Source organism: Thermococcus sp. P6, from assembly GCF_002214525.1.
Classification (GTDB): Archaea; Methanobacteriota_B; Thermococci; order Thermococcales; family Thermococcaceae; genus Thermococcus.
This window is the reverse complement of sequence record NZ_CP015104.1, coordinates 595228-619343: the sequence shown is the minus strand read 5'-3', so window position 1 is coordinate 619343 and position 24116 is coordinate 595228. Positions and strand designations below refer to the sequence as shown.

Genomic DNA, 24116 nt, shown 5'->3' with positions numbered 1-24116 from the left:
AAGAAAGATGGTAAGAAATGCAACTTTGATTATCGGTTTTGGAATACTCCTGATAATTCTCACCGGGATAAGGGGCTTGAGCTCCCCGGATACTCTGAATGTGGTTTACGTGTACGGTCTTAACGGTACCTTTTCTCCCGATCATCCTTCACCTCCTTACGTACGTTCAAATAATGAAGGATCCCTCTCCATCGACGTCTCCCCCGATGGTCCTTTCTATCCCTCTAACGGCAGCGGCCTTGGGGTGAACGCCACCTTCGTTTTTGAGGACGTGTTCACCATAAGGAACAACCTGAGCCAGACCGGCTACGAGGAGGTATGCATCGACATCGCCTCAAACTCCCCAAAAGTGGGGCTCTTTACCGGAAGATTCGAGGGGAACTGGAGCGACGCACTTGAGGTAACCCTCGGGGAGAACGAGAGCCTGACCGTTGGAATGATGATAGACACCCACGACACCCCGCCCGGGGATTACCGGGAGTGGATAACCATAGGAGCATCGGGAGGAGGGTGCGGATGAAGGCCCTGGCAGGCTACGCTCTGATGGTCATCGTCGGTGTTCTCGTCGTTGGTTCCCTCGTGGGGATGCTGCTCGACAGACCGGTGTTCATATCCTACGCCTACTCAGGGAGCATGAGCCCGACGATAAACAGGGGGGACGTGTTCTTCATCAACCCCTTCGCCGGGAACCCGGTGGTGGGCGATATCATAGTCTTCCAGACGGGAAGCGTGTGGACGGTTCACAGGGTTTACGCGGAAACGGAAGGCGGGTACATCACGAAGGGCGACAACAACATAGCGACCGACCAGCAGAGCCATGGCATCCCCCCCGTTCCGGGGAGCAGGATAGCGGGGACGGTGATCACCGCGGGCGGAAGGCCGGTGAAGATACCCCTGATAGGTAACTACCTCGGAGAGGGCCTTTCGGAGGGAAACAGGGTATTGTTCGCGGGGGCCCTTATGATACTCGGGATCCTCGTCTTCGCCGGAGAAGGAACTCCGAAAGCCCGGAGAAAAGGGAAAAGATACCTGACGGTTAAGTTCAGGGCCCTCTACCTTCTGGCCTCGGTGTTCCTCCTTCTAATGGTGGCCGTCTCAACCTTTGCTTCATGGGAGGAAATTCCCGTAACCTACTCGGTAACGTCCGCCGGGGAGATGAGGGATGAGTGGCACCTTCCGGGCGAGGAGTTCCAGAGGAAGCTAACGATTGAGAACGGGAACATCTACCCGATGCTCTACTACATCTCCCCCGGGGCAACGATCACCGGAGTGTCCGAGGGGGAGTTCAGGCTGGGTGGAGGCGGAGAAAAGGGCATCATACTGGACATCAAAGCTCCCCTATCAACGGCCCTTTACTCACCCAAACTGCGGGTCAACGCTTACCCGCCCCTCTTACCGGCCTCCCTCATGGGCCGTCTCCACGGGATCCACCCGATGGTGCCCCTTATGGCCATCCTGCTGGAGGTGTCCCTCTTTCTGGCGGTTCTCTACTGGATTTCGGGCGTCGGAGATGAGAACCTCCTTAGAATCAGGAAAAGGAGAGGTTCACTCCTTGAAAGAGCATCGGAGGTGTTTGGAACATGAAAGCTCTATTTTCGATTATCCTGACGCTCTCACTGGCATCGCTTATTCTCGTGGGCTCCAGCGGGACGTTCGTGAGTTTTGATGCATCACGGGAGGTTAAAGTTGACGTGGTTCCCGGGGACAACGGTTACCTCGGCCTTGAATGCGTCGATCTGGTTGAGAGCCAGAACACGGGGAGCGACTTCGAGCTAACGGTGAGAAACCACCTGAGCGGGATGGAGTCTATAGAGGTGTCACTCGATCCGGACTACTCCCGCCTTCCGGCTGGCATAATCGTGTTCATAGAGACGGAAGACGGGGCCCGGAGGACCCTATCCTATGGAGAAGAGTACACCTTCACGGGTCACGTGGAAACCGGCAACGCCCCGCCGGGGGAGTACTTCGTCCCGATCACGATGTACGCCCACTGGGAGGACGGGGATGCGGTTGTGGAAACCTGCCAGATAAAGCTCGTCGTAAGGGGTAGCCCCACCATAGAGAAGGTACTCCTCAGCGGTAACACGAGCGGAATACCGATGAAGACGTATCAGGAATGGACCTTTCAGATACTGGTGACCAATCCAACCGATAACGAACTCAGCTTTACGGTTAAAGACACCATACCCGCTGAACTCAACGTCAGTTCGGGAGGAACCGCGGCAAGCGCCGGCACCTATACCTTCTCCGAAGCCGGCCATAGCGGTAGATCCGCCACCAAAATGGAATGGAACGTGACCGTTCCGGCAGGTGGGAGCGCCCACGTAAACGTGACCGTGTTCACAAGGGTAAACCACGGAGGACAGCAGGAGTTTACCTCGTGCGGTAGCTACAACCTGAACGATGGGGCTATCCTCGTGGGATACGGCATAACGAGCAACTCCCTCGTCGTAACGGTCGATTGCCCTTCGGAAAGGCGTGGTAACCGATGTTTTAATCATGAAAACCAGACTGGAGAAATGGAAAAATGAAAAGGAAAAAGTTGAACGGATTTTTCAGAAGGAAGGAAACATTGGGTGTATTCCTGATACTGTTCGTGGTCTTCGCCTTTTATTCCCTGAAGTTCATGAGCGCAAACCCCTACGTGGTTAACACCGAAAGAACCGGAACCTTCAGGGAAGCCGGCGAGCTGAGGCAGACCGCCTACCTGAAGCCCAACGAGCTCTACGGAACCGTGGTTTCCAGAGGGGAGTACCCGATATCCCTCGTCAGGGGGTTCCGGCTGGAGTACACCTACAGCTCGGATCCGGCCCTTGAGGAGGGCACCTACGAGGTCACCGGAAGGGCCGTCTACTACGTTAACAGGGGGAGCGAGGAGGCCGTCCTCTGGGAGGAGACCCTCTTTGAAGAGAGGGGAGAACTTCAGGACGGAGGGTTTACCGTTGAAAAAACTCTGGACATGGAGAAACTCGACGGGATTAGCTCCAACGTCTCGGAGGAACTCGGGATCAAACGGCTGAACAGGAGGATAACCGTAACGGCCAGGGTCTCCGGATCGGGAGAGGCCGGCGGAGAGAGAATAACCGAAAAATTTGACCATACGGCGGAGCTCGTCAGGGACGGTGGAGCGGGGCTTTACTACTTCACGAACACGAACAGTACAGTTAGGAAAACCCTGACGTCGAGCAGCAGGGAGAAGGTCAGTGCGAGCCTTCTGGGAATCACGATGGACCTCGGCACGGCCCGGATCGTAACGCCACTCGTGGCCATGCTGATGCTGATACCCCCCATCGGCTACCTCTACACCTCAAGACCGGAAAAGGACGAACTGGGCAGGATAAGGGGGTACGTAGTTGAGGGCAAGCCCGGGGAGGTTCGCGAGAGGATCACGGTCAAAACCCCAGGGGATCTGGAGAAGGTCTTCGAGCTCGTTGACAGGCCGGTACTCCACTACGTGGATGGTGATGACGAGGTCTTCGCCATAATAGACGGGGGAACGTCCTACGAGTACAGAAAACCGCCGGATTTGAAGAAGAACTCAAAGGATTGATGGCCCTCTCCTTTTCTTTAACCAACAACTTTAAAAGTCCTACCCAAAAGCTAACGTGTGGTTCTAAAAGGTAAGAGGTGGTTATGGATGAACCCGTTCCACGAACTTGAGCCCGGGCCGGACGTTCCAGAGGTTGTTTACGCCCTCATAGAGATCCCCAAGGGAAGCAGAAACAAGTACGAGCTCGACAAGAAGACAGGACTCATCAAACTCGATAGAGTCCTCTACAGTCCCTTCTTCTACCCGGTGGACTACGGAATAATCCCCCGGACATGGTACGACGACGGGGATCCCTTCGACATCATGGTCATCATGCGCGAGCCGGTTTACCCGCTCACGCTCATTGAGGCAAGGCCGGTGGGCATAATGAAGATGAACGATTCCGGAGACAGGGACTGGAAGGTTCTGGCCGTTCCCGTCGAGGACCCCTACTTCAAGGACTGGAAGGACATAGGGGACGTTCCAAAGGCGTTCCTCGACGAGATTGCCCACTTCTTCCAGCGCTACAAGGAACTCCAGGGCAAGACCACCACCGTCGAGGGCTGGGGTAACGCCGAGGAGGCCAAGAAGGAGATACTCCGGGCCATCGAGCTGTACAGGGAGAAGTTCGGCGGGAAGGAGTGACCTTCCATTTCTATTTCCACCCCGGAGGAGGTAAAGGCATGTACAAGCTCCTTAAGGTCCAGGACGTTGTGAGAATCCCGCCCAGAATGTTCACGATGGACCCGAAGGATGCCGCAAAGCTCGTCCTTCGCGAAACCTACGAGGGCATATACGACCGTGACGAGGGCGTTGTGCTCGGGATCATGGACGTCGAGAAGATCGGGAAGGGCATCGTGGTGCCGGGGGACGGTGCAACCTACCACGAGGTGGTCTTCACGGTTCTCGTCTGGAAGCCCGAGATGCACGAAATCGTTGAGGGCGAGGTCATCGACGTGGCCCCCTACGGCGCCTTCATCAGGATCGGTCCGGTGGACGGTCTCGTTCACATAAGCCAGCTCATGGACGATTACGTCGTCTTCGACGAGAAGAACAAGCAGTTCCTCGGAAAGGAGACGAAGAGGATTCTAAAGCTCGGCGACGAGGTCAGGGCGAGGATCATCGCCATAAGCGTCAAGAGCCGCGTTATAAGGGAGAACAAGATAGGCCTGACCATGCGTCAGCCCGGTCTCGGAAAGAAGGACTGGATTGAGAAGGAAAAGCGTAAGGAGGCCGAAAAATGACGAAAGAGAGGGCCTGCAGGCACTGCCATTATCTGACCACGGAAGACAGGTGCCCGAACTGCGGTAGCAGGGACCTGAGCGACGAGTGGTTCGGTCTCGTTATCATCCTGGACCCGGAGAAGTCGATGATGGCCCAAAAACTGGGCGTCACCAAGCCGGGAAAATACGCCATAAGGGTTAGATGATGCTGTTCCGACTCACCCCACAGCTCAGAAGGGAATTAAAGGCCCCCCTCGGCGAGCTCGTCAGAGGGGAGATTCCGGAACCCTACGAGAGGATCCGGGGAGAACTTGAGGGGGCGGATTACCTGATAACAGTAGGGGACATTGTCACCGAAAACGTCCTCAAGCTTGGGATAAAGCCCGACGTGGCGGTGTACGACTACAGAACCAAACGCCGCGAGTACAAGCCGGATATCGATATGGATGCCGTTGTGATGACCGTCCGGAATCCGTCCGGAACCATAACGAAAGCTTTATTAAACGCAGTCAGAAAGGGCCTTGAACTGGCCAGGAGGGGCAGGAGGGTTTGCATAAAGGTAGCTGGTGAGGAAGATCTGGCGGCTATACCAGCCGTGCTCTATGCCCCGACCGGCTCCATCGTGCTCTACGGCCAGCCCGGTGAGGGAGTAGTGCTTATAAAGGTAACACCCGAATGCAGGCTCAGATGCGGGAAAATCATGTCAAGAATGGAGGTGGTTAGGGATGGAGATTAAGGTTACGGAGATAAGGGAGAACAAACTCCTGGGAAGGAAGGAGATATACTTCGACGTCATCCACGAGGGCGAGGCCACGCCAAGCAGAAAGGACGTCAAGGGAAAGCTCGTCGCAATGCTCGACCTCAACCCCGAAACGGTCGTCATCCAGTACGTAAGGAGCTACTTCGGTAGCAGGGTTTCGAAGGGCTACGCCAAGGCCTACGAGAGCAGGGAGAGGATGCTCTACATCGAGCCCGAATACGTCCTCGTAAGGGACGGAATAATAACGAAGGAGGAGGAGTGAAATGGGGCAGAAGTGGAAGCTCTACGAGGTTAAGGGTGGCAAGGTCAAGAGGAAGAACAGGTTCTGCCCGCGCTGTGGTCCCGGAGTGTTCATGGCGGACCACGGGGACCGCTGGAGCTGCGGAAGGTGCGGTTACACGGAGTGGAAAAGGTAACTCCCTTTGACTTTTCTAAACCCTTGACAAGAGGACCGTTAAATGCCCCTCTACTACGGCATAAAGCTGAAACTCCACCCGCAGGTTTACGAACCGGCGGAGGACACCTTTCTCCTTGCCGAGAACCTCGCGATGAAGAAAGGTGATCTTGCCCTCGACATGGGCACCGGAACGGGCCTCATAGCCCTTCTAATGGCCCGCGGTTTTCGCTTCGTCCTCGGCGTTGACGTGAATCCGCTCGCGGTGAAGCTCGCCGAAGAGAACGCGAGGTTAAACGGGATTAAAAACGTGGAGTTCGTCCTCAGCGACCTCTTTGAGAGGGTCTCCGGAAGGTTCGACGTTGTAACCTTCAACGCCCCCTATCTGCCCGGCAGGGTCGAGGAGCCCATAGACCTTGCACTGATCGGTGGTGAGACCGGGAGGGAGGTATTGGATAGGTTCATCAGGGAGGTTCCCGGATACTTAAAACCCGGCGGTGTGGTACAGATAGTCCAGAGTTCCATAACCGGCGTGGAGGAAACCCTGAAGGGCCTGAGAAGGGCCGGACTGGACGGAAAGGTCGTGGCGAGGAAGCACCTCTTCTTCGAGGACATAGTGCTGATAAACGGTTACGCCAGATGATTGCGCCTGACCTCGAAGAGGAATCTGACCTTAGGCCTGCCCTCGAACTCCTCAACTGGGTCGATTTCCATCCCATCAACGTTCAGGGATATGGGTTTTACCTTCTCGAACATAACGTGGGAAGGGCCTTCAGGCTTTTAAACCTTTCGCAGATTGCCGAAGTGTTCTTCGTAAAACATCGGAATGACCATCACCTTTTTAAAACGTCCCCCCGAAGTTAGCCCAGAGAGATTTTTAGGTGAGACTAATGAAGCTGACCTTTAAGTCCAATCCCAACATGCCGGAGGAGATAGCGGAGCTGTTCAGGAAGCAGCACTACGCCCTCGTGGGCAGGCACAGTTCGGTCAAGCTATGCCACTGGCTGAAGGAGAGCATAAAACATAACAGGTTCTGCTACAAGCAGAAGTTCTACGGCATACACTCCCATAGATGCCTTCAGATGACGCCCGTAACGGCGTGGTGCACCCACAACTGCATATTCTGCTGGCGCCCAATGGAGAGCTTCCTTGGAACGGAACTACCCGAACCGTGGGACGACCCGGCTTTCATAGTCGAGGAGAGCATAAAAGCCCAGAGAAAGCTCCTCGTCGGATACAAAGGCATGCCCGGTATAGACATGAAGAAGTTCGAGGAGGCGTGGAACCCGAAGCACGCGGCGATAAGCCTTTCCGGTGAGCCGATGCTCTACCCCTATATGGGTAACCTCGTGGAGGAGTTCCACAGGAGGGGCTTTACGACGTTCATAGTCACCAACGGCACGGTTCCCGAGAGGCTGGAGGAGATGATGAGGGAGGACAAACTGCCAACCCAGCTCTACCTCTCCCTGACCGCCCCGGACCTTCAGACTTACAACTCGGTCAACGTTCCCATGGTGCCCGATGGATGGGAGAGGATAAAGGAGACCCTGAGGCTCATGAAGGACGTGGAGGCGAGGACGGTAATCAGACTCACGCTCGTGAAGGGCGAGAACATGAGGAATCCAGAGGGCTACGCCCGGCTCATAAAAATCGCCAGCCCGATGTTCGTTGAGGCCAAAGCGTACATGTTCGTCGGTTACTCGAGGAGCAGGCTGACGATAAACAACATGCCGAGTCACGAGGAGATACGGACCTTTGCAGAGGAGCTCGTCAGGCACCTTCCGGGATACCACATTGAAGACGAATACGAGGCGAGCAGGGTAGTTCTGATAATGCGTGACGACGTCCACTCCGGGTCCGGTGAGGGGGGCAGGTTCATAAGGCACTGAGCCCGGTTTCCCCTGCTTTTTCTTTTTAATGAAAAAGTTTATTTATTTCCTTCTCTTATGTGGACGCAGGGGTGCGGGTAATGAAGAGACTTTTAGCTCTGGCAATTATGGTCCTTATGGTAATCCCTGTAGTGAGTGCCGGTACCGTGGACGGCTCGGTAAGGTTCCTTAAAGGTATGGCCGGTTCAACCCAGCAGACGAGGGAAATAAGCCTGATGATAATGGCCCTCTCAACTGCCGAAAATGAGAACCTGGACCTGAGCTCGGAGGTAGACGATCTCGTCAACAGGCTCATTGGTTATCAGAACCCGGATGGTGGATGGGGTTTCTACCCGGGTGAGGTAAGCAGCGTGGTCGACACCTCCTACGCAATCATAGCCCTCAGAAGGGCCTATCCCCACCTTCCCGCCCCGGAGGTTGGTGCGGTCCGATCGGCCATCGAGGAGGGTATATCCTACCTTCTCTCGGCCGAAAATGAAGCCGGCTGGGGCTACGTTCCGGGGACTCCTTCCTACTGCTATCCCACGCTGATGGCCGTATGGGCCCTCGGGGAGAATCGGTACAGCTACAACAGCCGGCCGGTCAGGGTGGCACTCAGGTATCTTGAAAACACTACCTGCGAGATACCGGATCACGAGGCGCTCGCCCTCAGGCTAATAGCCTACCACAGCGTGGGCTACGGGGTATCGAACGAAACACTGGAGAGGGTCAGAGAACTGCTCTTCAACGGCGAATTGAGCATGAAGGAAAGGGCCATGCTAACCTATGGGCTCCTTCTGAACGATCCGATGGATTTTGAAACCGCAAAGGCCGTTATGATGCTCGAATCCTACGCTCAGAGATCCGGCAATCTCGTTTACTGGACGAGCGAGCCGGTCTTCTTCTCCTCAACGGAGCCGATAGCAACGACGGCTTACGCCCTCATGGCGATTTCGACCAACGTTGAGATTCGACCGGTGGAAGAGGTGAAGAACCCCTACGAACTGCCCTGTGATGAACTCAAAAACCTGCAGAACCCGGACGGGGGATGGGGCCTCAAGCCCAACGATCCCTCCAGCGAGAAGGCCACCTACTACGCACTACTGAGCCTTGAGGCCTGCTATCCGGAGAAGGGTTCGGTGGAGAAGGCCCTCTCATGGGCGAGGGAGGCCTTCGAAAGGGATGCGGAGTGGATGAGGGAAAATCACAGGATGTCCGTGGGTTACTACTACGCCCTCAAAACGCTCCTTAAGTACGACAACCTTACTCCGGAGGAGATGAAGGAAGCGGAGGACCTTATACGGGAGGTCCAGCTCTACCACGGGCTCTGGGGTAGCAGGATTTTCGGACCCCAGCCTTACGACACCGCCCTTGCCGTAGATGCCCTTCTCGACCTCGGGGTTTCCCCGGAGGATCCGCTCGTCCAGAGGGCGAGGGACTGGCTCCTCGGCGTAAGCGACGGTGGATGGGGGACCATGATCACGAACCACTACTACTCCTACATGCTCGAACCGGACGTGCTGACGACCCTGACCGTCCTCGAGGTCCTCGGAAGGATCGCCACTGCTGAAGAGCTTAAACCCCACATCGAGTGGCTCGTTGGCCAGAGAGTCGACGGCGGCTGGCCCTACATGAAGACCATGGGTGAACCGAGGGTCGAGCTTACGGTCAGGGCGACCGATTTGTTGCTCAACTACGGCTACGACTACACCAACGAAACCCTGAAGTTCGTCATGGACGCCAGGGACGGTGGGAGTATAAAGGGAAAAACGATAGAGCTCGCCAGCGCGATAGAGTACCTCTCCCGGTACCGGTTCGTTCCTCCGGTGACCCTCTACGACGTGAGGACTCTGCTCGATGTCAAAATGTTCAGGGTAATTGGCCCGGGGATGGACAACGAGAGCCTCGAGGAAGTCGTGGAGGCCCTTAACAACCTCTTCAGCGGCGGTTTCGTGCGGGTAAACATCACTTCAATCGGCGAGGACAGCTACATAGTCATGGCGAACTTCGGGGAGTACGACGTCGGGGCCTACAATCCTTACGTAGGGTTCCACCTCGAGAATGGCACCGTCACAGTGGGCAACGTCACCGTGCCGACGAATGAATCCGTAATCCTCGTTCCGGGCAAAACCGCGGGAGGGGTTGTCCTCTTCGTGCTCTACGAACCCGAGAACGTTGAAATCGCCAGGGAAATCTTTACCTCAAGTTTCATCCGTTACATCAGGGGGAACGCGATGGTGTTCCGCATCGAAAGGGGAAGGGTGAAGGTAACAACGGTGGGGTGAGCAACAGGTGAGGGCCCTTATAGTGGGAATCGGCCAGTGCGGAACCAAGATAGCGGACCTGTTCGCGCTGGTGGACTTTGAGGCCATAGCCGTGAACACATCAAAGGGGGACCTCGAGTACCTCAAGCACGTTCCCTCCGAGAGGAGGGTACTTATAGGCGAGGGTCTCACCAACGGCAAAGGCGTCAACGCCAACCCGATACTGGGAAGGGAGGCCATGAAACGTGACCTTCCGGTTGTCATGCGTAAGATAGGGTCGATAATAGGCTACGAGGACGTTGACGTCTTCTTCCTCACCTTCGGATTCGGAGGTGGAACGGGGGCGGGTGGAACGCCCGTACTCGCTCAGGCCCTCAAGGAGGAGTACCCGGAGGCCCTCGTGGTGGCCATAGGAGCCCTTCCCCTCAGGGAGGAGGGCATAAGGCCAACCATAAACGCCGCCATAACCATAGACAAGCTATCCCGGGTGGCGGACTCGATAATAGCCATAGACAACAACAAGCTCAAGGAGGGAAACGACGACATAACGCGGGCCTACGAGAGGATAAACTACACCGTCGTGGAGAGGATAGCATCCCTTCTGGCGCTCGTTGACGTTCCCGGGGAACAGACCCTCGACGCGAGCGATCTGAAGTTCGTTCTGAAGGCCTTCGGAAGCTTCGCAACGGTTGGCTACGCAAAGGCCGAGGCGGGTAAGGTGAAGAACCTCTCCCGTCTGATCATGAGATCTTTCGAGAGCGAGGGGCTGTACCTCGACGCGAACATCGAGTCGGCCCTTTACGGACTCGTGGCCATCCACGGCCCGCCGGAAGTCCTCAAAGCTTCCGAGATCTTTGAGGCCCTCGACTACCTGACCGGAAAGATAAGGGGCAAGCAGATATTCAGGGGGTTCTACCCGGACCCGCGCGAGAGGGAGGTTGAGGTGGTTACGCTCCTGAGCGGGATATACGAGAGCAGCAGCATCGAGGAGATAATCATCACCGCAAAACAGTACGCTCGCTCGTTCATGGAGGTAAAGGAGGAGGCCGAAACGAGGAAAAAGGAGCTCCTAAGCGGTCTGCCCGACTTCGATGACGTTTACCCGGCGGGGATGGAGGAGAACTATCCGGGGAGCATAGAGGGAATCATCAAAAGGCTCAGGAGGCGGGAGGATGAGTGAACCCGTCAGGGACTCCGTCGAGGTTGCCCTCGAGCTGGACGAGAGCGAGCTTTACTCCCACGTGGCCCACGAGAGCGCCGAGGACATAACGAGGATCATCTCCTCTCTCGATGCTGAGCGGGCGAAACTCCACGGCGAGGTCATCTACTACCGGGACGACTGGGAGGACCTCATCAGGGAGAGGATATCGAAGGGAAAGCGCCACACGGCCTTTGACTTCTACAACCCCGCCCTTCTGGACCTGTGGGAGCGGAAGGTCAAGGAGATCAAGAAGACGAAGAGAAACGCAACCCTGCTCTACACCCTGATAGGCTTCCTCGCAGGGGCCACGGCCCTCGCCACAGCGATCTCCGGGGAACTTTACCTGATAATCGGACTTGCGATGCTCCCGGCTGCCCTCTTCGTCAGGGACTTCACGGGGGAAAAGCTCGACCTGATTTACTACGAACTGACCCAGTTCTTCATCGACGAACTTAAGGAGATCATCGAAAGGCACTCGCTGAAGAGCGACCGCTACAGGTTCAAGATATTCAGCGGGGATTACTTCGGTGTGAAGACCGTAAGAATAGGGAAAGGAATATTTGCCGTCGTAAAATCCGGGGGCAACGATTAAATAGAAGATGGACGAACCCACATGGGGGAGAGGTATGGAACTTAGAAAGCGCGGGCAGGTTTCACTCGAGTTCATGCTGGTCTTCGGTCTAATGCTCATCCTCCTGCTCTATTCCGTGAACAACGTGACCTTTAAAGAGGGCTCCGCCTCAACCGAGAACCTGAGGATCCAGATAAGCCTCGAAGAGAAGAACCTCGCCAACGTGATATCGAACACGGTGTCTCAGGTCTACTCTCAGGGGCCCGGCTCAAAGTCCACCGCCTACGTCAGGCTAACCTACCTCCGGGACAGGGATATGCTCCTCAAAGGTCTCGGAGTTGAGGACCCGAAGGTCTTCGTAACCTACGGGAACTACACCGATAGCGGTAACGGAACCTACGTCACGGTTACCGGGAAGGACTCCACCCCCGTCCTGAGCGGCGGGGACAAGAACGTCTTCTGGAGCAGGGCCCTTTATGGGGCCGTTCTCTACAACCGCTCCGACGTGTGGTCTCCAAGGGGCAGCTTAACCATCGGTGGAGTGCGGATCTACGGCCTTGAGCTGGATCCGGCCGACGTTCCGGCGATCCTCAGGGTGGTCGTGGAGTGGAACCCCGATAAGCCCGACCTCTGGACCTTCGATCAGGAAAGGGGCGAGCTCAGGATAAACATAAATCCCGGTGGGTGAGATGAAAAGGGGACAGATAAGCCTCGATTTCCTCTTCGCGGTTACGCTCATAGGCATCACGGCGCTTAACATAGTTTACATTGCGAGCAGCGAGAGGGTTCATTCGGAGACCTTCGACACGGTCTCAAAGCTGAAGGCCTTCTCAATAGACGTGAGGGATTCGGTCGTCAAGGTTTACTCCTCCGGAAATGGCTTCACCCTGAGGAAGGAGCTCCCGATGGAGCTGGGGACGGGTGATAGCGTGACCGTGAGCCTCGCACCCCCGGATAAGCTGCTCGTCAACGCCACCATAGGGGGAAGAAGGTACAGCGTCATCCAGAAGGTTCCCCTTTCACTGCACCGGAAGAGCTCCGTAGTCCTGACGTGGGAAAACAGGGCGTTCCTTATAAGGGCCCAACACAACGAAACGGGGGGGTGGATCGATGTTACACTCTCGCCGTAGGGCCCAGACCTCCCTTGAGGTGCTCTTCATCACGGCTCTGATCCTCACGGGAGTTCTGATCATCGTACCCCCCTACCTCCACGAGAACGTGGTCACCTCGGCGGTAACCTACGTAAGGAACTCCGCCTCAGATGCCTGCGCCTACCTGAACACGGGTGTTGTGGTTAACGAAAGCCTATATGAACCCCTGAACGAAATAATAGAGGCCGTTAATTACACCTACAGGGCTTTTCAGATCTCGGGGATTGAGACGGAGGAAACGGAAGGCAGGATTCGGGTGAAGGTCGGGATATCCTACACCGGGAGCGGAATGGATGAAGGAGCGATCGAGAGCGGGATAAGGGAGTACATCGAGGGGGACCTCACTTCGAGGACCAACGTCGTTGAAAAGAAGGGGAAGCTTTACCTCAACGGATACGAGATTGAGATAGAGGTTGACGTGGTGAGAACATGAGGAGGGGTCAGCTGTTTTCACTCGATGCGATGCTCGCCCTGATCGTTGTGATAATGATACTCGGCACTTTCACGTCCGCCTCCGAGGACATAAAGGCGGAGGTGACCTCCCTCCTCGGCTGGTACGAGAGGGCCAACATCGGGGATGGTATGATGGACCTGCTCGTTAAGAGCCCCGGCGATCCCGGGGACTGGGAGGATAACCCCTCAGATGTGAAGGTGGTTGGGCTGAGGGACGATAACTATTACTTCGCCCTTGATTACGGAAAGCTGCTTGCTTTGAACAGCTCAAAAGACCAGCTTAAGGACGCTTTGTACAGCATGGCGAGCGGGAAGGACTTCCTTCTGGAGGTCTACCTTTCGAGGTTTAAAGTCAATGTTGATGGTAGCTTCCCAAGGTACTACCTCTACAACCTCATCCTCCCGGGAAATGATCTGGGGAACGTTAAGATCTCTCTGGCGGGAAACGGCAATAAAGAGTTTCCAGTTTCCTACATCAGCCTAACCCGGGGAGGAACCACTTACGTGGGTAAGGAGGTATGCAGTTTAGCTCAGGGTGGGGGGAATAATGTATTCCTTGAACGAAACGATTATCTTGTGTTCGTGGCCACCCAAGAGATAGATGTTACCGTCCAAGGAAAGCAAAAATTTGAGGAGACCCTACCGCAGAACGTAAGGGTCGAGTTCAGGGTCCTTGATTCCACGAGCAGCTATCACATGAAAGTAGACGGATGCCCCCATAATGTGACCTCAATACACATAGGCGGCCAGGGTCAGGTTCAGATCCAGATCTCGGCCTATGATAACGCTTCCCCTCAGATCGTTTCAAACTTCACGAGTGCCCAGAACTTCGTCGAAATGGGCGAACCGGCCTACGGTTTCGCCCTGATCAACGGCTCGGTGGTGGAAGATGCGACGACGATAAACGAATCGATGGCACGCTCGCCGTGGATAGAGCCCGTGGACAGGTACATCATGGTCTCGACGTTCTTCTACAACCTTTCGGCAGGCCCATCGAAGGAAGAGCCCATCCTATACGGCGTGATGAGGTACAACCCTCCCCTCGAAACTTCCCTCAGGATAAGCGTTGGTTCCTCCTCTCAGGGCAACCTGACGCTCGTTTCCCTTCTTGGAACCGAAGTCAGAGGTCTTTTCGTTTACGGAAACCAAGGGGAGCTTAACGCAACGCTCGTCTACTACGAGAACGGTGAGGCACATACGAAGCACTACCGCGGTGTGAACGGCGTGATAACGGTGCCCTTCAAAGATCTTTTCGGGTCAGTGGATGCCACGGATAAGCCCATCGGTCTGTGGCTCTACTCTCTGGAAGGATGGCGCAGGGATGATGTGGGCCTTGAGATAACCCCGGGTATAAGGTTCCTTATGGGGCCGAGGTTCGATGGGGCCGTGATAAAACTCTTAGTGTGGGATGACTCATGAAAAGGCGAGGCTTTGTGTTCACGCTGGATGCCATACTCGGCCTCCTGCTCATAACCCTGTTCGTTGTTAGCATGGCCCAGATCAACCCGGACACTCAGGTTTATTCAACCTACATGCGCTCCCAGTCGAAGTACGTGGCGGAGGATACCCTCACCACCTTCAGGACGGTCCCGCTGAAGGATCTCGTTCCCCCGGAGAAGATCGAGGAATGGATGGATGACGGGACACTGAACACGACGCTCGTAAGCCCGGACATGTCTCCCCTCGATATAGTTGCAACGTACTGGGCCGCGGAGCCCGTGTATCCCTCCGCAGACCTCAGGCACAAGGCCGAGGTAATAATGGGATACCTGCTCAACAGCACGCTTAAGGATTACAACTACGAGCTTTTGATAAACAACTACACGAGCCCATACCTGAGGAAGGTCGGGGCGAACTATTCTTCGGCTGAAGATGTGAGCCCGGCAACCCTCATACTGAGCGGTTACGCCTACAACCAGACGCCGAGGGGCTACATGGCGAGGGCCTATCTGACGAAGGCGACCACTACACGGGAAGACCTTTTCGGGTGGTTCAGGGTTCTCGCCGGCGCCTACTACGGAGACAACACCCTGACGATCAGCAGGACCATAACCCTGCCCTCTGATGCGAAAGTGGTGGAAGCTGATGGTAAGTTCGTGGCTAGGTATGACGAGCGTATAGATCTATACATTAACAGTGAACCAGTCGATTTGGGATATGAGCAGATTAACAAGGACAACCTAACGAATTACCTTCATGGTGGCGACAACGCCGTCACGTTGGTTTTTAGTGAGCCAACAGGGAATGAAATAGGCTCCGCAAGCGGAACCACGATGTACGTTAAGTACAGGACGAACTCCACCTCGGTCGAAGATCCCGGGATTGTTAAGGTCTACGACGTTACATCCGAGTATACGGGGATAATGTACCTCCTCGAAACCTTCGTTCCCGGCAACATAACCTCGATCGACATGAGGTTCAAGGTGCATAACGTGGGAGAGGTGAGGCTTTACTACGGATTGGGTGGAAACTTGGCACTCCTCTTAACCAAAACGGCGAATTCAAACGGTGATGCCGTGGTTGAGTTCACCGACGACGAGATCAGATCCGCCCTGAGAGATATGGGGGTCACCTACGAGAACCTGAGCAAAATGGTCTTCGACTTCGTCCTTGGATTTGACGCTCTTTACTGGCAGGGAGACTGGTATTATGAGGGGCAGGATTACGGTCTTGAGAGAGAGCGTAGGATATACGGCTATCCGGAATCATACGTGAGGATTGGCTACATTCCAAAAACCGTGGTAACCCCGTACAGCATACCCCTTTCGATATTCAAGGACTACGATGATATCCAGTACAGGGATTGCCACTATGACGGGGATTACTGGGTGTGTTCCAGAATGAGTGTCTCGTATCCCCTTCCGCCCGGGAGCACGCCATGGTATGCGGATTATTGGGTTGGGTATGTATTTGATTATTCAACAGTTCAGGAGCTCTGGGAGAATGGCAGAATGTTCTACAGCGGTCCCCTTGGAATGTACGCCATTAGAGTTGCCTACACGCGCCTTTACGACTGGATGATGGTTCCCGGACAGGAGAACGAGTTTGAGATCGGAATGGAGAATGGAAATTCCTACGTCAGGAATGGTGAGACAAGAGGAATAATAAGATACTTCATAGAGGGTTACGCTGGGTATGGAGATGTTTTCCCCTACCTCCTTCAGGGCTATCCTGCCTACAAAGGCTACAACCTGACCTACTACTCGAGTATTAGTGGAGAGAAAACCATCCTCGTGGGGGACGAGCCTTACAGACGGATCCAGGTTGAGGAGCTGGATCCCGGCAGGTATGCTGTTGACGACGCCATCCTGAGGCTTTTGGATAAGCTCAACTTCAGAGATGACCAAAACCCCGAAGAATGGAAGGAAACTCCCTACGACGGCTCCCGGCAAAACCCGATAGACGTGGGACTTCCGGCCAGCGTTAGGATGGACTTCGCCTCAATGGGCAACGTGCCCGGCCTGTTCCAGCCAATAACGATAACCCTCAGGGTGTGGAGGGAGAGCTGATGAAAAGAAGGGCCTTCCTGATTAACTCAACCGTCGTGCTCCTGCTCATACCCCTCATGCTCCTGCTGGCAACCTACGAGGACGTTTCGTCCCAGATAGTGGGGGCTCAGAGCGAGAGAACTCAGGTTGAGAGAACCTACCGGGTAGTATCGTACGTTGAGATGGACTTTCAAAAGGCGCTGGAGATATCCGGAAAGAGGGCGGTGGTGGCGGCTATCGATTACGTCTCAACCACGGGTAATTTTCTGACTTACAGGCCGGCAAACGAAACGATAAAGGATCTGACTTTACGTGCTACATCTCCCCAGCTCTCCAGCTACGAGAACCTTCAGAGGATAATGCAGAACCAGAGCATAGAGAGATGGCTGGATCTCATCGGAGAAAAGCTCCGGGAACAGGGCTACAGGCTTTCCCCGGGTGCGGATGAGATAGCCAATAACATGAACATCACGGTGGCACCCCTCGATTCCTTCAGGATCGTCATAAAGGCGAGGATAACGAACATCACGATCTCCGACACCTCCGGGAGGGTGGTCTACACCGGCCCCATACCGAGGAGTGGATACGCTTACTCGATAGTTGACATAAGGGATCTTGAGGATCCAATCTTCTCGGCGATGACCGGGGGTAGGTATCAGAGGTCTATAAGAGCCTGCACTTATCCCTTCCCGGAGCTCATAGATAAGCCGGTAAAGGTCCTTTACGGAACTGGAAAGAGCAACGAGGGTCACGTGGTCGGGACCTACTCGAGCCAGCTCGATCCGAATGGAATTTTCATCGGGGAGACGTATCCCGATGATGAAGAAGCTAAAGCTTACGCCTATGTTCTCGAAGAGGGGAGCATAGATTCGGCCGACCGTATAATAGTCAACACGACTATGGAAGGCACTCCGGTAAATCCGGCTGAAATTTTCAAGGATGGAGATAGGGGGGTGCTCGTTTTTTCCGGTGCTTCGTCCGGGGGGGGCGAATGGTGTTCCTCCCTTGGACACAGGCTCAACATTACAGTTAGGAATAACCTAAATGTTGATCTGACTGATTATCAGATCCCCATACTCCTGAGCACGGCCAAAGGATTCACCCAAGACCAGCTGAATGAGATATTCGGCAATACCGCCACAGCCGGCAGTGATCCCTATGAAACGAACGCCTCCATAGCTATATACAACTCAAGCTGCAATCCAGTTCCATTCTGGATCGAGTACTGGGATTCAAACAACAAAGAGGCATTGATCTGGATAAGGGCCTCGATACCCGCGAACGGCAACCTCAGGATAGGGCTATATTTTGGAGACGAGCTCCCGCCGACGAAGGGAGATGGCAGTGAGGTCTTTGAGTACTTCAACGATTTCAAGGGAGAGTTCACCCTTAATGGGGGAGATGAGGTTGAGCATCCACTTGCTCAGGATTTGGACGTTTCCAAGGGCTTTGCCGTAAGGTTCAGGATGATGAGCAACCGGCAGAACCCTCGAGATTGGGATGGAGGAATAGGAATCGAGGATGATGATGGTAGGATGTTGCTGTTTACGGACGACAGCACAAGAGGTGGAGATGGGCTTGCGATCCACTACGCATGGTGGAACAATGAGTCGAACGTTGACGGAAGAAGTCCTGCCAACACTTACCACGTCTACGAGGCCCTCATGAAGCCTTACTCATCATCAAGCAAGGATTCAAGGTTCAAGGATATAACCGATGGCGGGGTAAACGATGACAGTTACTTCCGCTTTTGGAGTGAACCCCTGAGGAAGCTCTACCTCGTAACGGACAGTGAGAAAAATAAGAGAGAGACGATCTACGACTGGATAGCCATCAGGAAATATCCCGACGATAGTGACCGCCTTGAGGATCCCAACTTTAACGGTATCTCCTATCCGAATGTGAACCAGAATGATCCAGAAACAAAGCCCACTCCTTCCTCCTCAGCCGGCCCTTCGAGGGCCTACGACCTCCAGCCCTTCGTTGACTGCCTTATGGACCAGCGTTACTTCGGCACCTACGACGGCTGGTCCCTCTTCGAGAGGCTTGAGGGGAGCAGCAAAAATCATGACGAATACTTCGAACTGGCCAAGAGAATGCAGGATGAGCTGGGAGTTAAGTACGGGGACAGATATTATCCGATAGGCCTCGTCAGCTTCATGATACCCCACGCCAGCTACGACGAGAAGCTCTTCAACCTCTTCAACTCCCTCGGAATAGCCGTGGAGGAAGGACAGAGCAGTGTGGATTACTACTTCCTCAGCTATTACTTCAGAAGGGGGAGCAAGGTGGAAGGTTACCGCGTCTGGGGGATATCCTACGGTATTACTTCAACGGGAGATTTGAGCTCGATTCCTTTCTTCCTCGATGAAGAGACGGCAGAGGCCATATTTGGCGAAGTGGAAGCGGAAGATTTGCTCAAGAGGTGAAATCATGGACGTTGAGGAGTTCCTTTACAGGGTGGGCGAGCTTGTAGAATCGGGCATCGATCGGCTCCGGGATTTTTTCATGCCATCGCCATCGGAGCGTCCCCCCGACTTCAGGTACCTCCGCCGGCTCTTCAAAAAGCCCCTTACGGTTCACGAATACCTTAGTCTGAGGCTCCAGATGGCCTTCACAGGCTATCTAATCCTCAACTTCATCCTGCTCCTCATCAGGGCCGACCCGCTCTGGCTCGTGGGACTGGCGGTGGTTTACTTCCCCTTCCTGAGGTACACCCTTATCAAAAACCGGAACTTCTTCGTCGAGTATGAACCCTACAGGTTCTTCTACTACGGCATATCCGCCATTCTCCTGGGGGTTTTCCTCGGATACGCCCTGATACGCGGGAAGGCCCCGGAGGCCTACTACTATTACGCGTACCTGCTCTTTGTCCTCGTGGTCGTCCTCGTCTTCAGGTGGTACTTCAAGTCGAAGTACGGGAGGGATTACACCTACGGGATAGTCGAAGAGATCAAGGGCGATCTCGTCAGGATCTTCGTCCACGACGACATGGCGGCAAACGTCAAACCCGGCCACTACTGGGTGGACGCTGTTGGAGACCTCGAGGTGGGGAGGGTCGTGAAGCTCCTCGTGGAGGACAGGACGTTCAGGGGAGCCGTGCCCGTGAGGATAATCGAGGTCTACCTCACGGATCAGTCCTCCCAGAGCTCTACGGAGCCGAAGAAGGAGACCGAGTGAAGGATGAGGAGGTAAACCGAGTGACAGGGCTCGATGAGGTTCGTCTTGACCGAACCCTCTCCCTTCCACGGGATCTCGAGGGGTTCGACGAGCGGGCACTCCGGGAAGACGATTACAGACCCTGAACCTTCGCTGAAGCGGTAGCCGATACCCTCACAGACCCTCCTGAGGAATTTCCTGAACCCGGATCTCCTCTCTATTCTAGTACGGTAATAAAGAGTGTGCCCCAAACTATCACCAGATTAGGTAGTGGTTAAACTTTAAAAAATTTTCTAATTTGCAATTTTTAAACGTAAAAGAACGATGCTGGCAGCGGGAAAATCAAAGCTCCCCGCAGAGCCTTGCGAAGTTGCGGTAGATTTCACTCCCCTTCTCCGTGTGGGTGACCTCGGGATGGAACTGCACCCCGTAGATCGGAAGCCTCTCATGTCTCATGGCCTCCACCGGGCAGGTCTCGCTCCTCGCCAGAAGCCTGAAGCCCGCTGGAAGTTCCTTGACCTCATCCATGTGGCTCTCCCATACCCTGAGCCTCTCCGGAAGGCCCTCGAAGATTTCGTCCTTCTCGATTATCTCGATCTCCACAAGGCTGTATTCCGCTCTCTCGCCCCTCCCGACCTTCCCGCCGAAGTGCTTCGCTATGAGCTGGTGGCCGAGGCAGATGCCCAGTATGGGGACGTTGAACTCATCGTAACGCTCAAGGATTTTCCGGCAGTTGCCCGTTCTCTCGATGTCCGGGCCCCCGGAGAAGATTATGCCCTTCGGCCTCAGCGCCTTTATCTCCTCCAGAGGAGTTGTGTTGCGTATTACCTTTGAATCGACGCCCAGATAGCGCAGGGTTCTCCATATCCTGTGAACGTATTGACCGTGGTTGTCCATTATGACTATCATCCCCCTCACCTACTCAAACTCTATTGTTGCAGGAGGCTTGTTGGTTACGTCGTAGAGAACCCTTCCCACCTGAGGAACCTCGCTTGTTATCCTGAAGGCTATCCTCTGCAGCACTTCGAAGGGAACCTCCATGGCATTTGCGGTCATCCCGTCAAGGCTCTCAACAACCCTAACGGCTACTGTCTCCTTGTAGGCCCTTATATCTCCCTGAACTCCGACGGTTTTAACTCCCAAAAGGACTGCAAAGGCCTGCCACGGCTTTAGTTTGGCCCTCTCGATCTCCTCCTCCACTATGGCGTTGGCCTCCCTGACGATGGCTACTCTCTCTGGGGTGACCTCTCCGAGGACGCGGACGGCCAGACCCGGCCCCGGGAAGGGCATTCTATTGTAAATCTTCTCTGGAAGACCGAGCTCCCTCGCGAGCTCCCTGACCTCGTCCTTGTAGAGGTCCCTCAATGGTTCGATGAGCCTGAGGTTCAAACGCTCGGGTAAGCCACCGACGTTGTGGTGGCTCTTTATCTTCCCCTTGCTCTCTATCCAGTCCGGGGCTATCGTCCCCTGAATCAAAAAGCCGGCATCGATCTCGCGGGCGACCTCCTCAAAGACGTCTATGAAGGTTTTTCCTATTACCTTCCTCTTCTCCTCCGGATCCGTGACGCCCTTAAGGGCCTCAAAGAAGCGCTCCTGAGCGTCGACGTAGATAAGGTTCAGGCCAAGGTCGTCCTGGAAGGTTTTCACAACGAACTCCGGCTCGTTCTTCCTCATGAAACCGGTGTTGACGAAAACCGCGTGTAGCCTGTCGCCGATTGCCCTGTGGGCCAGAACAGCGGCCGTCGAGCTGTCCACCCCTCCGCTCAGGGCTATAATTGCCTTTCCATCGCCGACCGTCTTCCTTATCTCCTCGACCTTCTCACCTATGAACTCCTCCCACATGACCTTCACCTTCAACATAAAATTGTTAAATGTAATTTAAAAAACTTGTTATTTAAGCATAAAAATGTAAAGTCATCCCCCCGTCGGGTAGTTTGGTGCCTCGTTCGTGATGGAGATGTCGTGCGGGTGGCTCTCCCTGAGTCCGGCGTTCGTTATAACCACGAACTCGCCCTTCTCTTTGAGCTCCTGAATGTTCCTTGCTCCAACGTATCCCATTCCCGCCTTCAGGCCGCCAACGAGCTGGTAGATAACTTCTTTGACGGTGCCTTTGTATGGAACGACGCCCTCAACGCCCTCCGGAACGAACTTCCCCGTCTTCATGTGTCCTTTCTGGTGGTACCTCTCCGCTCCTCCTTTCATCATCGCACCGAGGCTCCCCATCCCTCTGTACTGCTTGTACCTCCTTCCGTTTATCGTGACCTCCCTTCCGGGGGCTTCTCTGGTTCCGGCAAGGAGGTTCCCGAGCATTACGGCATCGGCACCCGCTGCTATGGCCTTGACTATGTCCCCGGAGTACTTGATGCCTCCGTCTGCGATAACCTTGATTCCGTATTCCTCCGCTCTGTCTGCAACCGTCGATATGGCCGTTATCTGGGGCACGCCAACTCCGGCAACGATCCTCGTCGTGCATATGCTCCCAGGCCCGATGCCAACTTTCACCGCATCTGCAAAGGTCAGGTCATCGACGGCCTCCGGATTTGCTATGTTGCCCACTATCATCTCCGCGTCTATTCTGCTCCGAATCTCCTTCATCGCTTTTATGGCCTTCATGTTGTGAGCGTGGGCAGTGTCAACAACTATAACATCCACACCCGCCCTTTCCAGAGCAAGGGCCCGCCTGAGATCGTGGGGAGAAACCGCGGCCGCAACCATCAAACGGCCTTCCTCATCCCTCACCGCGTTTCGATGTTTTTTCCTCGTCAGAAGATCGCCCATGGTAACTATTCCCACCAGTCTTCCCCCATCGTTGACTATCGGGACCCTGTCTATCCCGTTCTCGACCATCAACCGCATTATCTCCTCAACGGTGGCGTTTTCGGGGGCGGTTATGGGATCCCGGGTCATAACTTCTCCAACGGTCCTTCCTTCCCTCGTGGTTATGTCGGTCTTCGTGATTATGCCAACGAGCTCCCCGTCTTCCACAACCGGAAGGCCGTCTATGGCCTCTTTCTCCATCAAGAAAAGCGCGTAATCTATGCTTTCCCCGGGGGAGACCGTGATGACCTCATCCACCGTTTCCTCCCGCTTCACCTTTCGCACCATCTCGACCTGCTCTTCTATGCTCATGTTTCTGTGGATTACTCCAAGTCCGCCCTCTCTGGCCATGGCAATGGCCATCTCCCATTCTGTCACCGTGTCCATAGCCGCACTGAGGATCGGGATGTTGAGCCTTATCCTTGGAGTAATCCGCGTGGAAACGTCCACATCCTTTGGCTCCACTTCGGTTTTCTGCGGGATCAAAAGCACGTCATCGAAGGTGTACCCTTTCATGGCATTAACAAGTTTTTGTGTAAATTTTCCCATTATTCCTTTCCTCCCTCTCCTTTTTAACATAAGAATGTACCGACTTTTTAAACTTTTTTCATTGCAAAACTCCACATATCGGGACCCATTTTGGCCAGGATTTTGTAAAAACATGTGGTGAAGGTTTTTCTTTACTCGTTGTGGAGGACTTTTATCGGGTTTGGGGTTCTGAAGGGGGTTCTTTTTCGATTCCGGAGTTTTTCAGGGGTCTGGAAGCCTTTAGTAACGAAAAGTTATCATCAAACGGAAAGTTATAAAATTTTAAGTTTTTGTAACGAAATTTTTTCGAAGTTCTGGGAGGAGGGCTTTCAGGGGAGCTTTTATGCATTCTCCCAGTGGAAATCGTATCTTTTTGATTTTCGAGGTTTTTAAGGGTTTTATTTTTGTTTTAGTTCTCCCGGAAAGCTTGGGAAGTCTCGTGGACGCTTTTGTTCATGGTGAAGTTCGGGTTTTTTGAAGGGTTCAAGGGTTCTGAAAAATTACAGAACGGCCCGAATTTGGGGCTTTTTAGGGAGTTTTTATTGACCCTTCACCGAAAGGCTTTTATAATTCGAGAGTTAACAGGGTATTGCTGGATAAACAGGACAAAATCCCCGCCTGTTCCAATAAGACTCCAGGAGAATTGAAAGTATGATAGGGTCCATTATCTTCAGCCAACTAACGCAACGTTCCAATAAGACTCCAGGAGA

At 54.4% G+C, this 24116-nt stretch carries 27 protein-coding genes and 1 CRISPR repeat array (1 of these 28 running past the window's edge); of the genes, 22 read left to right on the top strand and 5 right to left on the bottom strand.

All coding sequences use genetic code 11. The features are described 5' to 3' along the window. The first annotated feature begins 7 nt into the window (after positions 1 to 7). From A3L12_RS03300 to A3L12_RS03250, 11 genes are all read left to right on the top strand, one after another. A complete protein-coding gene (locus tag A3L12_RS03300) occupies positions 8 to 520 on the top strand; it encodes a DUF1102 domain-containing protein (RefSeq protein ID WP_088882292.1) in 513 nt (170 codons plus the stop codon). Further along, positions 517 to 1584: a signal peptidase I gene (locus A3L12_RS03295; RefSeq protein ID WP_088882291.1), complete on the top strand. Its 1068-nt coding sequence runs from the start codon at positions 517 to 519 to the stop codon at positions 1582 to 1584. Before A3L12_RS03300 ends, A3L12_RS03295 begins: the two co-directional genes overlap by 4 nt. After that, positions 1581 to 2531: a hypothetical protein gene (locus tag A3L12_RS03290; protein ID WP_198300063.1), complete on the top strand. Its 951-nt coding sequence runs from the start codon at positions 1581 to 1583 to the stop codon at positions 2529 to 2531. Before A3L12_RS03295 ends, A3L12_RS03290 begins: the two co-directional genes overlap by 4 nt. Then, the gene (locus tag A3L12_RS03285) at positions 2528 to 3550 is read left to right on the top strand and encodes a DUF5305 family protein (protein WP_088882290.1); all 1023 of its coding nucleotides are present in this window, start codon (positions 2528 to 2530) and stop codon (positions 3548 to 3550) included. The genes A3L12_RS03290 and A3L12_RS03285 overlap by 4 nt, the downstream gene beginning before the upstream one ends. An 87-nt stretch (positions 3551 to 3637) precedes the next feature. Beyond that, the gene (locus tag A3L12_RS03280) at positions 3638 to 4174 is read left to right on the top strand and encodes an inorganic diphosphatase (RefSeq protein ID WP_088882289.1); all 537 of its coding nucleotides are present in this window, start codon (positions 3638 to 3640) and stop codon (positions 4172 to 4174) included. A 38-nt stretch (positions 4175 to 4212) separates the two neighbouring features. Then, a complete protein-coding gene (locus A3L12_RS03275) occupies positions 4213 to 4773 on the top strand; it encodes a DNA-directed RNA polymerase (RefSeq protein ID WP_088882288.1) in 561 nt (186 codons plus the stop codon). Continuing rightward, positions 4770 to 4958 (top strand): transcription elongation factor subunit Spt4, encoded by a 189-nt coding sequence (spt4, locus tag A3L12_RS03270; RefSeq protein ID WP_088882287.1) that lies wholly within the window; start codon positions 4770 to 4772, stop codon positions 4956 to 4958. Before A3L12_RS03275 ends, spt4 begins: the two co-directional genes overlap by 4 nt. Further along, positions 4958 to 5488 carry a GTP-dependent dephospho-CoA kinase gene (locus tag A3L12_RS03265; protein ID WP_088882286.1) on the top strand — a complete coding sequence of 177 codons (531 nt, stop codon included), beginning with the start codon at positions 4958 to 4960 and terminating at the stop codon, positions 5486 to 5488. Before spt4 ends, A3L12_RS03265 begins: the two co-directional genes overlap by 1 nt. Beyond that, positions 5478 to 5774 carry a 30S ribosomal protein S24e gene (locus tag A3L12_RS03260; RefSeq protein WP_088882285.1) on the top strand — a complete coding sequence of 99 codons (297 nt, stop codon included), beginning with the start codon at positions 5478 to 5480 and terminating at the stop codon, positions 5772 to 5774. The genes A3L12_RS03265 and A3L12_RS03260 overlap by 11 nt, the downstream gene beginning before the upstream one ends. A gap of 1 nt (position 5775) precedes the next feature. Further along, on the top strand, positions 5776 to 5928 hold the full coding sequence (locus A3L12_RS03255; RefSeq protein ID WP_088882284.1) for a 30S ribosomal protein S27ae: 153 nt from the start codon (positions 5776 to 5778) through the stop codon (positions 5926 to 5928). A 42-nt stretch (positions 5929 to 5970) separates the two neighbouring features. Then, entirely contained in the window at positions 5971 to 6549 is a 579-nt protein-coding gene (locus A3L12_RS03250; RefSeq protein ID WP_088882283.1) for a HemK2/MTQ2 family protein methyltransferase, read from the top strand. On the opposite strand, the gene A3L12_RS08450 is transcribed toward A3L12_RS03250, so the two are convergent. After that, complete coding sequence (locus tag A3L12_RS08450; RefSeq protein WP_257788809.1) at positions 6537 to 6662, bottom strand: hypothetical protein; 126 nt, start codon at positions 6660 to 6662, stop codon at positions 6537 to 6539. The two genes, A3L12_RS03250 and A3L12_RS08450, sit on opposite strands and share 13 nt — an antisense overlap. A 134-nt stretch (positions 6663 to 6796) precedes the next feature. Between A3L12_RS08450 and twy1 the strand changes: the two genes are divergently transcribed. The 11 genes from twy1 (at position 6797) to A3L12_RS03195 (ending at position 20082) form a co-directional block, all read left to right on the top strand. Continuing rightward, positions 6797 to 7795 carry a 4-demethylwyosine synthase TYW1 gene (gene twy1, locus A3L12_RS03245; RefSeq protein WP_088882282.1) on the top strand — a complete coding sequence of 333 codons (999 nt, stop codon included), beginning with the start codon at positions 6797 to 6799 and terminating at the stop codon, positions 7793 to 7795. A gap of 80 nt (positions 7796 to 7875) precedes the next feature. Continuing rightward, complete coding sequence (locus A3L12_RS03240) at positions 7876 to 10059, top strand: prenyltransferase/squalene oxidase repeat-containing protein (protein ID WP_088882281.1); 2184 nt, start codon at positions 7876 to 7878, stop codon at positions 10057 to 10059. 7 nt (positions 10060 to 10066) lie between these two features. Beyond that, positions 10067 to 11218: a cell division protein FtsZ gene (locus tag A3L12_RS03235; RefSeq protein ID WP_088882280.1), complete on the top strand. Its 1152-nt coding sequence runs from the start codon at positions 10067 to 10069 to the stop codon at positions 11216 to 11218. Further along, positions 11211 to 11831: a hypothetical protein gene (locus tag A3L12_RS03230; RefSeq protein ID WP_088882279.1), complete on the top strand. Its 621-nt coding sequence runs from the start codon at positions 11211 to 11213 to the stop codon at positions 11829 to 11831. Before A3L12_RS03235 ends, A3L12_RS03230 begins: the two co-directional genes overlap by 8 nt. 34 nt (positions 11832 to 11865) lie before the next feature. Then, positions 11866 to 12498 (top strand): class III signal peptide-containing protein, encoded by a 633-nt coding sequence (locus A3L12_RS03225; RefSeq protein ID WP_088882278.1) that lies wholly within the window; start codon positions 11866 to 11868, stop codon positions 12496 to 12498. Between the two features lies 1 nt (position 12499). Then, a complete protein-coding gene (locus A3L12_RS03220) occupies positions 12500 to 12940 on the top strand; it encodes a hypothetical protein (protein WP_088882277.1) in 441 nt (146 codons plus the stop codon). Then, positions 12921 to 13394, top strand: a complete 474-nt coding sequence (locus A3L12_RS03215; protein WP_088882276.1) for a hypothetical protein — start codon at positions 12921 to 12923, stop codon at positions 13392 to 13394. The genes A3L12_RS03220 and A3L12_RS03215 overlap by 20 nt, the downstream gene beginning before the upstream one ends. Further along, positions 13391 to 14833, top strand: coding sequence for a hypothetical protein (locus A3L12_RS03210; protein ID WP_088882275.1), 1443 nt, complete (start codon positions 13391 to 13393; stop codon positions 14831 to 14833). Before A3L12_RS03215 ends, A3L12_RS03210 begins: the two co-directional genes overlap by 4 nt. Beyond that, positions 14830 to 16923: a hypothetical protein gene (locus A3L12_RS03205; protein WP_088882274.1), complete on the top strand. Its 2094-nt coding sequence runs from the start codon at positions 14830 to 14832 to the stop codon at positions 16921 to 16923. Before A3L12_RS03210 ends, A3L12_RS03205 begins: the two co-directional genes overlap by 4 nt. After that, positions 16923 to 19331 carry a DUF2341 domain-containing protein gene (locus A3L12_RS03200; RefSeq protein ID WP_088882273.1) on the top strand — a complete coding sequence of 803 codons (2409 nt, stop codon included), beginning with the start codon at positions 16923 to 16925 and terminating at the stop codon, positions 19329 to 19331. Before A3L12_RS03205 ends, A3L12_RS03200 begins: the two co-directional genes overlap by 1 nt. Positions 19332 to 19335: 4 nt before the next feature. Continuing rightward, the gene (locus A3L12_RS03195; protein WP_088882272.1) at positions 19336 to 20082 is read left to right on the top strand and encodes a DUF2101 family protein; all 747 of its coding nucleotides are present in this window, start codon (positions 19336 to 19338) and stop codon (positions 20080 to 20082) included. Here the strand turns inward: A3L12_RS03195 and A3L12_RS03190 are convergent. From A3L12_RS03190 to guaB, 4 genes are all read right to left on the bottom strand, one after another. Next, complete coding sequence (locus tag A3L12_RS03190) at positions 20037 to 20312, bottom strand: TonB-dependent receptor (protein WP_088882271.1); 276 nt, start codon at positions 20310 to 20312, stop codon at positions 20037 to 20039. The genes A3L12_RS03195 and A3L12_RS03190 overlap by 46 nt on opposite strands. Positions 20313 to 20403: 91 nt before the next feature. Continuing rightward, positions 20404 to 20970, bottom strand: a complete 567-nt coding sequence (locus A3L12_RS03185) for a GMP synthase subunit A (protein WP_088882270.1) — start codon at positions 20968 to 20970, stop codon at positions 20404 to 20406. Between the two features lie 9 nt (positions 20971 to 20979). Further along, on the bottom strand, positions 20980 to 21903 hold the full coding sequence (gene guaA / locus A3L12_RS03180) for a glutamine-hydrolyzing GMP synthase (protein WP_088882269.1): 924 nt from the start codon (positions 21901 to 21903) through the stop codon (positions 20980 to 20982). A gap of 72 nt (positions 21904 to 21975) precedes the next feature. After that, complete coding sequence (gene guaB, locus A3L12_RS03175) at positions 21976 to 23427, bottom strand: IMP dehydrogenase (RefSeq protein ID WP_088882268.1); 1452 nt, start codon at positions 23425 to 23427, stop codon at positions 21976 to 21978. Positions 23428 to 24026: 599 nt separating this feature from the next. After that, positions 24027 to 24116: a CRISPR direct-repeat array (repeat unit 30 nt; unit sequence GTTCCAATAAGACTCCAGGAGAATTGAAAG) (it continues 1825 nt past the right edge of the window).

Excerpts from the sequence above, each read along its gene's own strand:
- A3L12_RS03300 (WP_088882292.1), top strand. The coding sequence starts at position 8 with ATGGTAAGAAATGCAACTTTGATTATCGGTTTTGGAATACTCCTGATA.
- A3L12_RS03295 (WP_088882291.1), top strand. The coding sequence starts at position 517 with ATGAAGGCCCTGGCAGGCTACGCTCTGATGGTCATCGTCGGTGTTCTC.
- A3L12_RS03290 (WP_198300063.1), top strand. The coding sequence starts at position 1,581 with ATGAAAGCTCTATTTTCGATTATCCTGACGCTCTCACTGGCATCGCTT.
- A3L12_RS03285 (WP_088882290.1), top strand. The coding sequence starts at position 2,528 with ATGAAAAGGAAAAAGTTGAACGGATTTTTCAGAAGGAAGGAAACATTG.
- A3L12_RS03280 (WP_088882289.1), top strand. The coding sequence starts at position 3,638 with ATGAACCCGTTCCACGAACTTGAGCCCGGGCCGGACGTTCCAGAGGTT.
- A3L12_RS03275 (WP_088882288.1), top strand. The coding sequence starts at position 4,213 with ATGTACAAGCTCCTTAAGGTCCAGGACGTTGTGAGAATCCCGCCCAGA.
- spt4 (WP_088882287.1), top strand. The coding sequence starts at position 4,770 with ATGACGAAAGAGAGGGCCTGCAGGCACTGCCATTATCTGACCACGGAA.
- A3L12_RS03265 (WP_088882286.1), top strand. The coding sequence starts at position 4,958 with ATGCTGTTCCGACTCACCCCACAGCTCAGAAGGGAATTAAAGGCCCCC.
- A3L12_RS03260 (WP_088882285.1), top strand. The coding sequence starts at position 5,478 with ATGGAGATTAAGGTTACGGAGATAAGGGAGAACAAACTCCTGGGAAGG.
- A3L12_RS03255 (WP_088882284.1), top strand. The coding sequence starts at position 5,776 with ATGGGGCAGAAGTGGAAGCTCTACGAGGTTAAGGGTGGCAAGGTCAAG.
- A3L12_RS03250 (WP_088882283.1), top strand. The coding sequence starts at position 5,971 with ATGCCCCTCTACTACGGCATAAAGCTGAAACTCCACCCGCAGGTTTAC.
- A3L12_RS08450 (WP_257788809.1), bottom strand. The coding sequence starts at position 6,662 with ATGTTCGAGAAGGTAAAACCCATATCCCTGAACGTTGATGGGATGGAA.
- twy1 (WP_088882282.1), top strand. The coding sequence starts at position 6,797 with ATGAAGCTGACCTTTAAGTCCAATCCCAACATGCCGGAGGAGATAGCG.
- A3L12_RS03240 (WP_088882281.1), top strand. The coding sequence starts at position 7,876 with ATGAAGAGACTTTTAGCTCTGGCAATTATGGTCCTTATGGTAATCCCT.
- A3L12_RS03230 (WP_088882279.1), top strand. The coding sequence starts at position 11,211 with ATGAGTGAACCCGTCAGGGACTCCGTCGAGGTTGCCCTCGAGCTGGAC.
- A3L12_RS03225 (WP_088882278.1), top strand. The coding sequence starts at position 11,866 with ATGGAACTTAGAAAGCGCGGGCAGGTTTCACTCGAGTTCATGCTGGTC.
- A3L12_RS03220 (WP_088882277.1), top strand. The coding sequence starts at position 12,500 with ATGAAAAGGGGACAGATAAGCCTCGATTTCCTCTTCGCGGTTACGCTC.
- A3L12_RS03215 (WP_088882276.1), top strand. The coding sequence starts at position 12,921 with ATGTTACACTCTCGCCGTAGGGCCCAGACCTCCCTTGAGGTGCTCTTC.
- A3L12_RS03210 (WP_088882275.1), top strand. The coding sequence starts at position 13,391 with ATGAGGAGGGGTCAGCTGTTTTCACTCGATGCGATGCTCGCCCTGATC.
- A3L12_RS03205 (WP_088882274.1), top strand. The coding sequence starts at position 14,830 with ATGAAAAGGCGAGGCTTTGTGTTCACGCTGGATGCCATACTCGGCCTC.
- A3L12_RS03200 (WP_088882273.1), top strand. The coding sequence starts at position 16,923 with ATGAAAAGAAGGGCCTTCCTGATTAACTCAACCGTCGTGCTCCTGCTC.
- A3L12_RS03195 (WP_088882272.1), top strand. The coding sequence starts at position 19,336 with ATGGACGTTGAGGAGTTCCTTTACAGGGTGGGCGAGCTTGTAGAATCG.
- A3L12_RS03185 (WP_088882270.1), bottom strand. The coding sequence starts at position 20,970 with ATGATAGTCATAATGGACAACCACGGTCAATACGTTCACAGGATATGG.
- guaA (WP_088882269.1), bottom strand. The coding sequence starts at position 21,903 with ATGTGGGAGGAGTTCATAGGTGAGAAGGTCGAGGAGATAAGGAAGACG.
- guaB (WP_088882268.1), bottom strand. The coding sequence starts at position 23,427 with ATGGGAAAATTTACACAAAAACTTGTTAATGCCATGAAAGGGTACACC.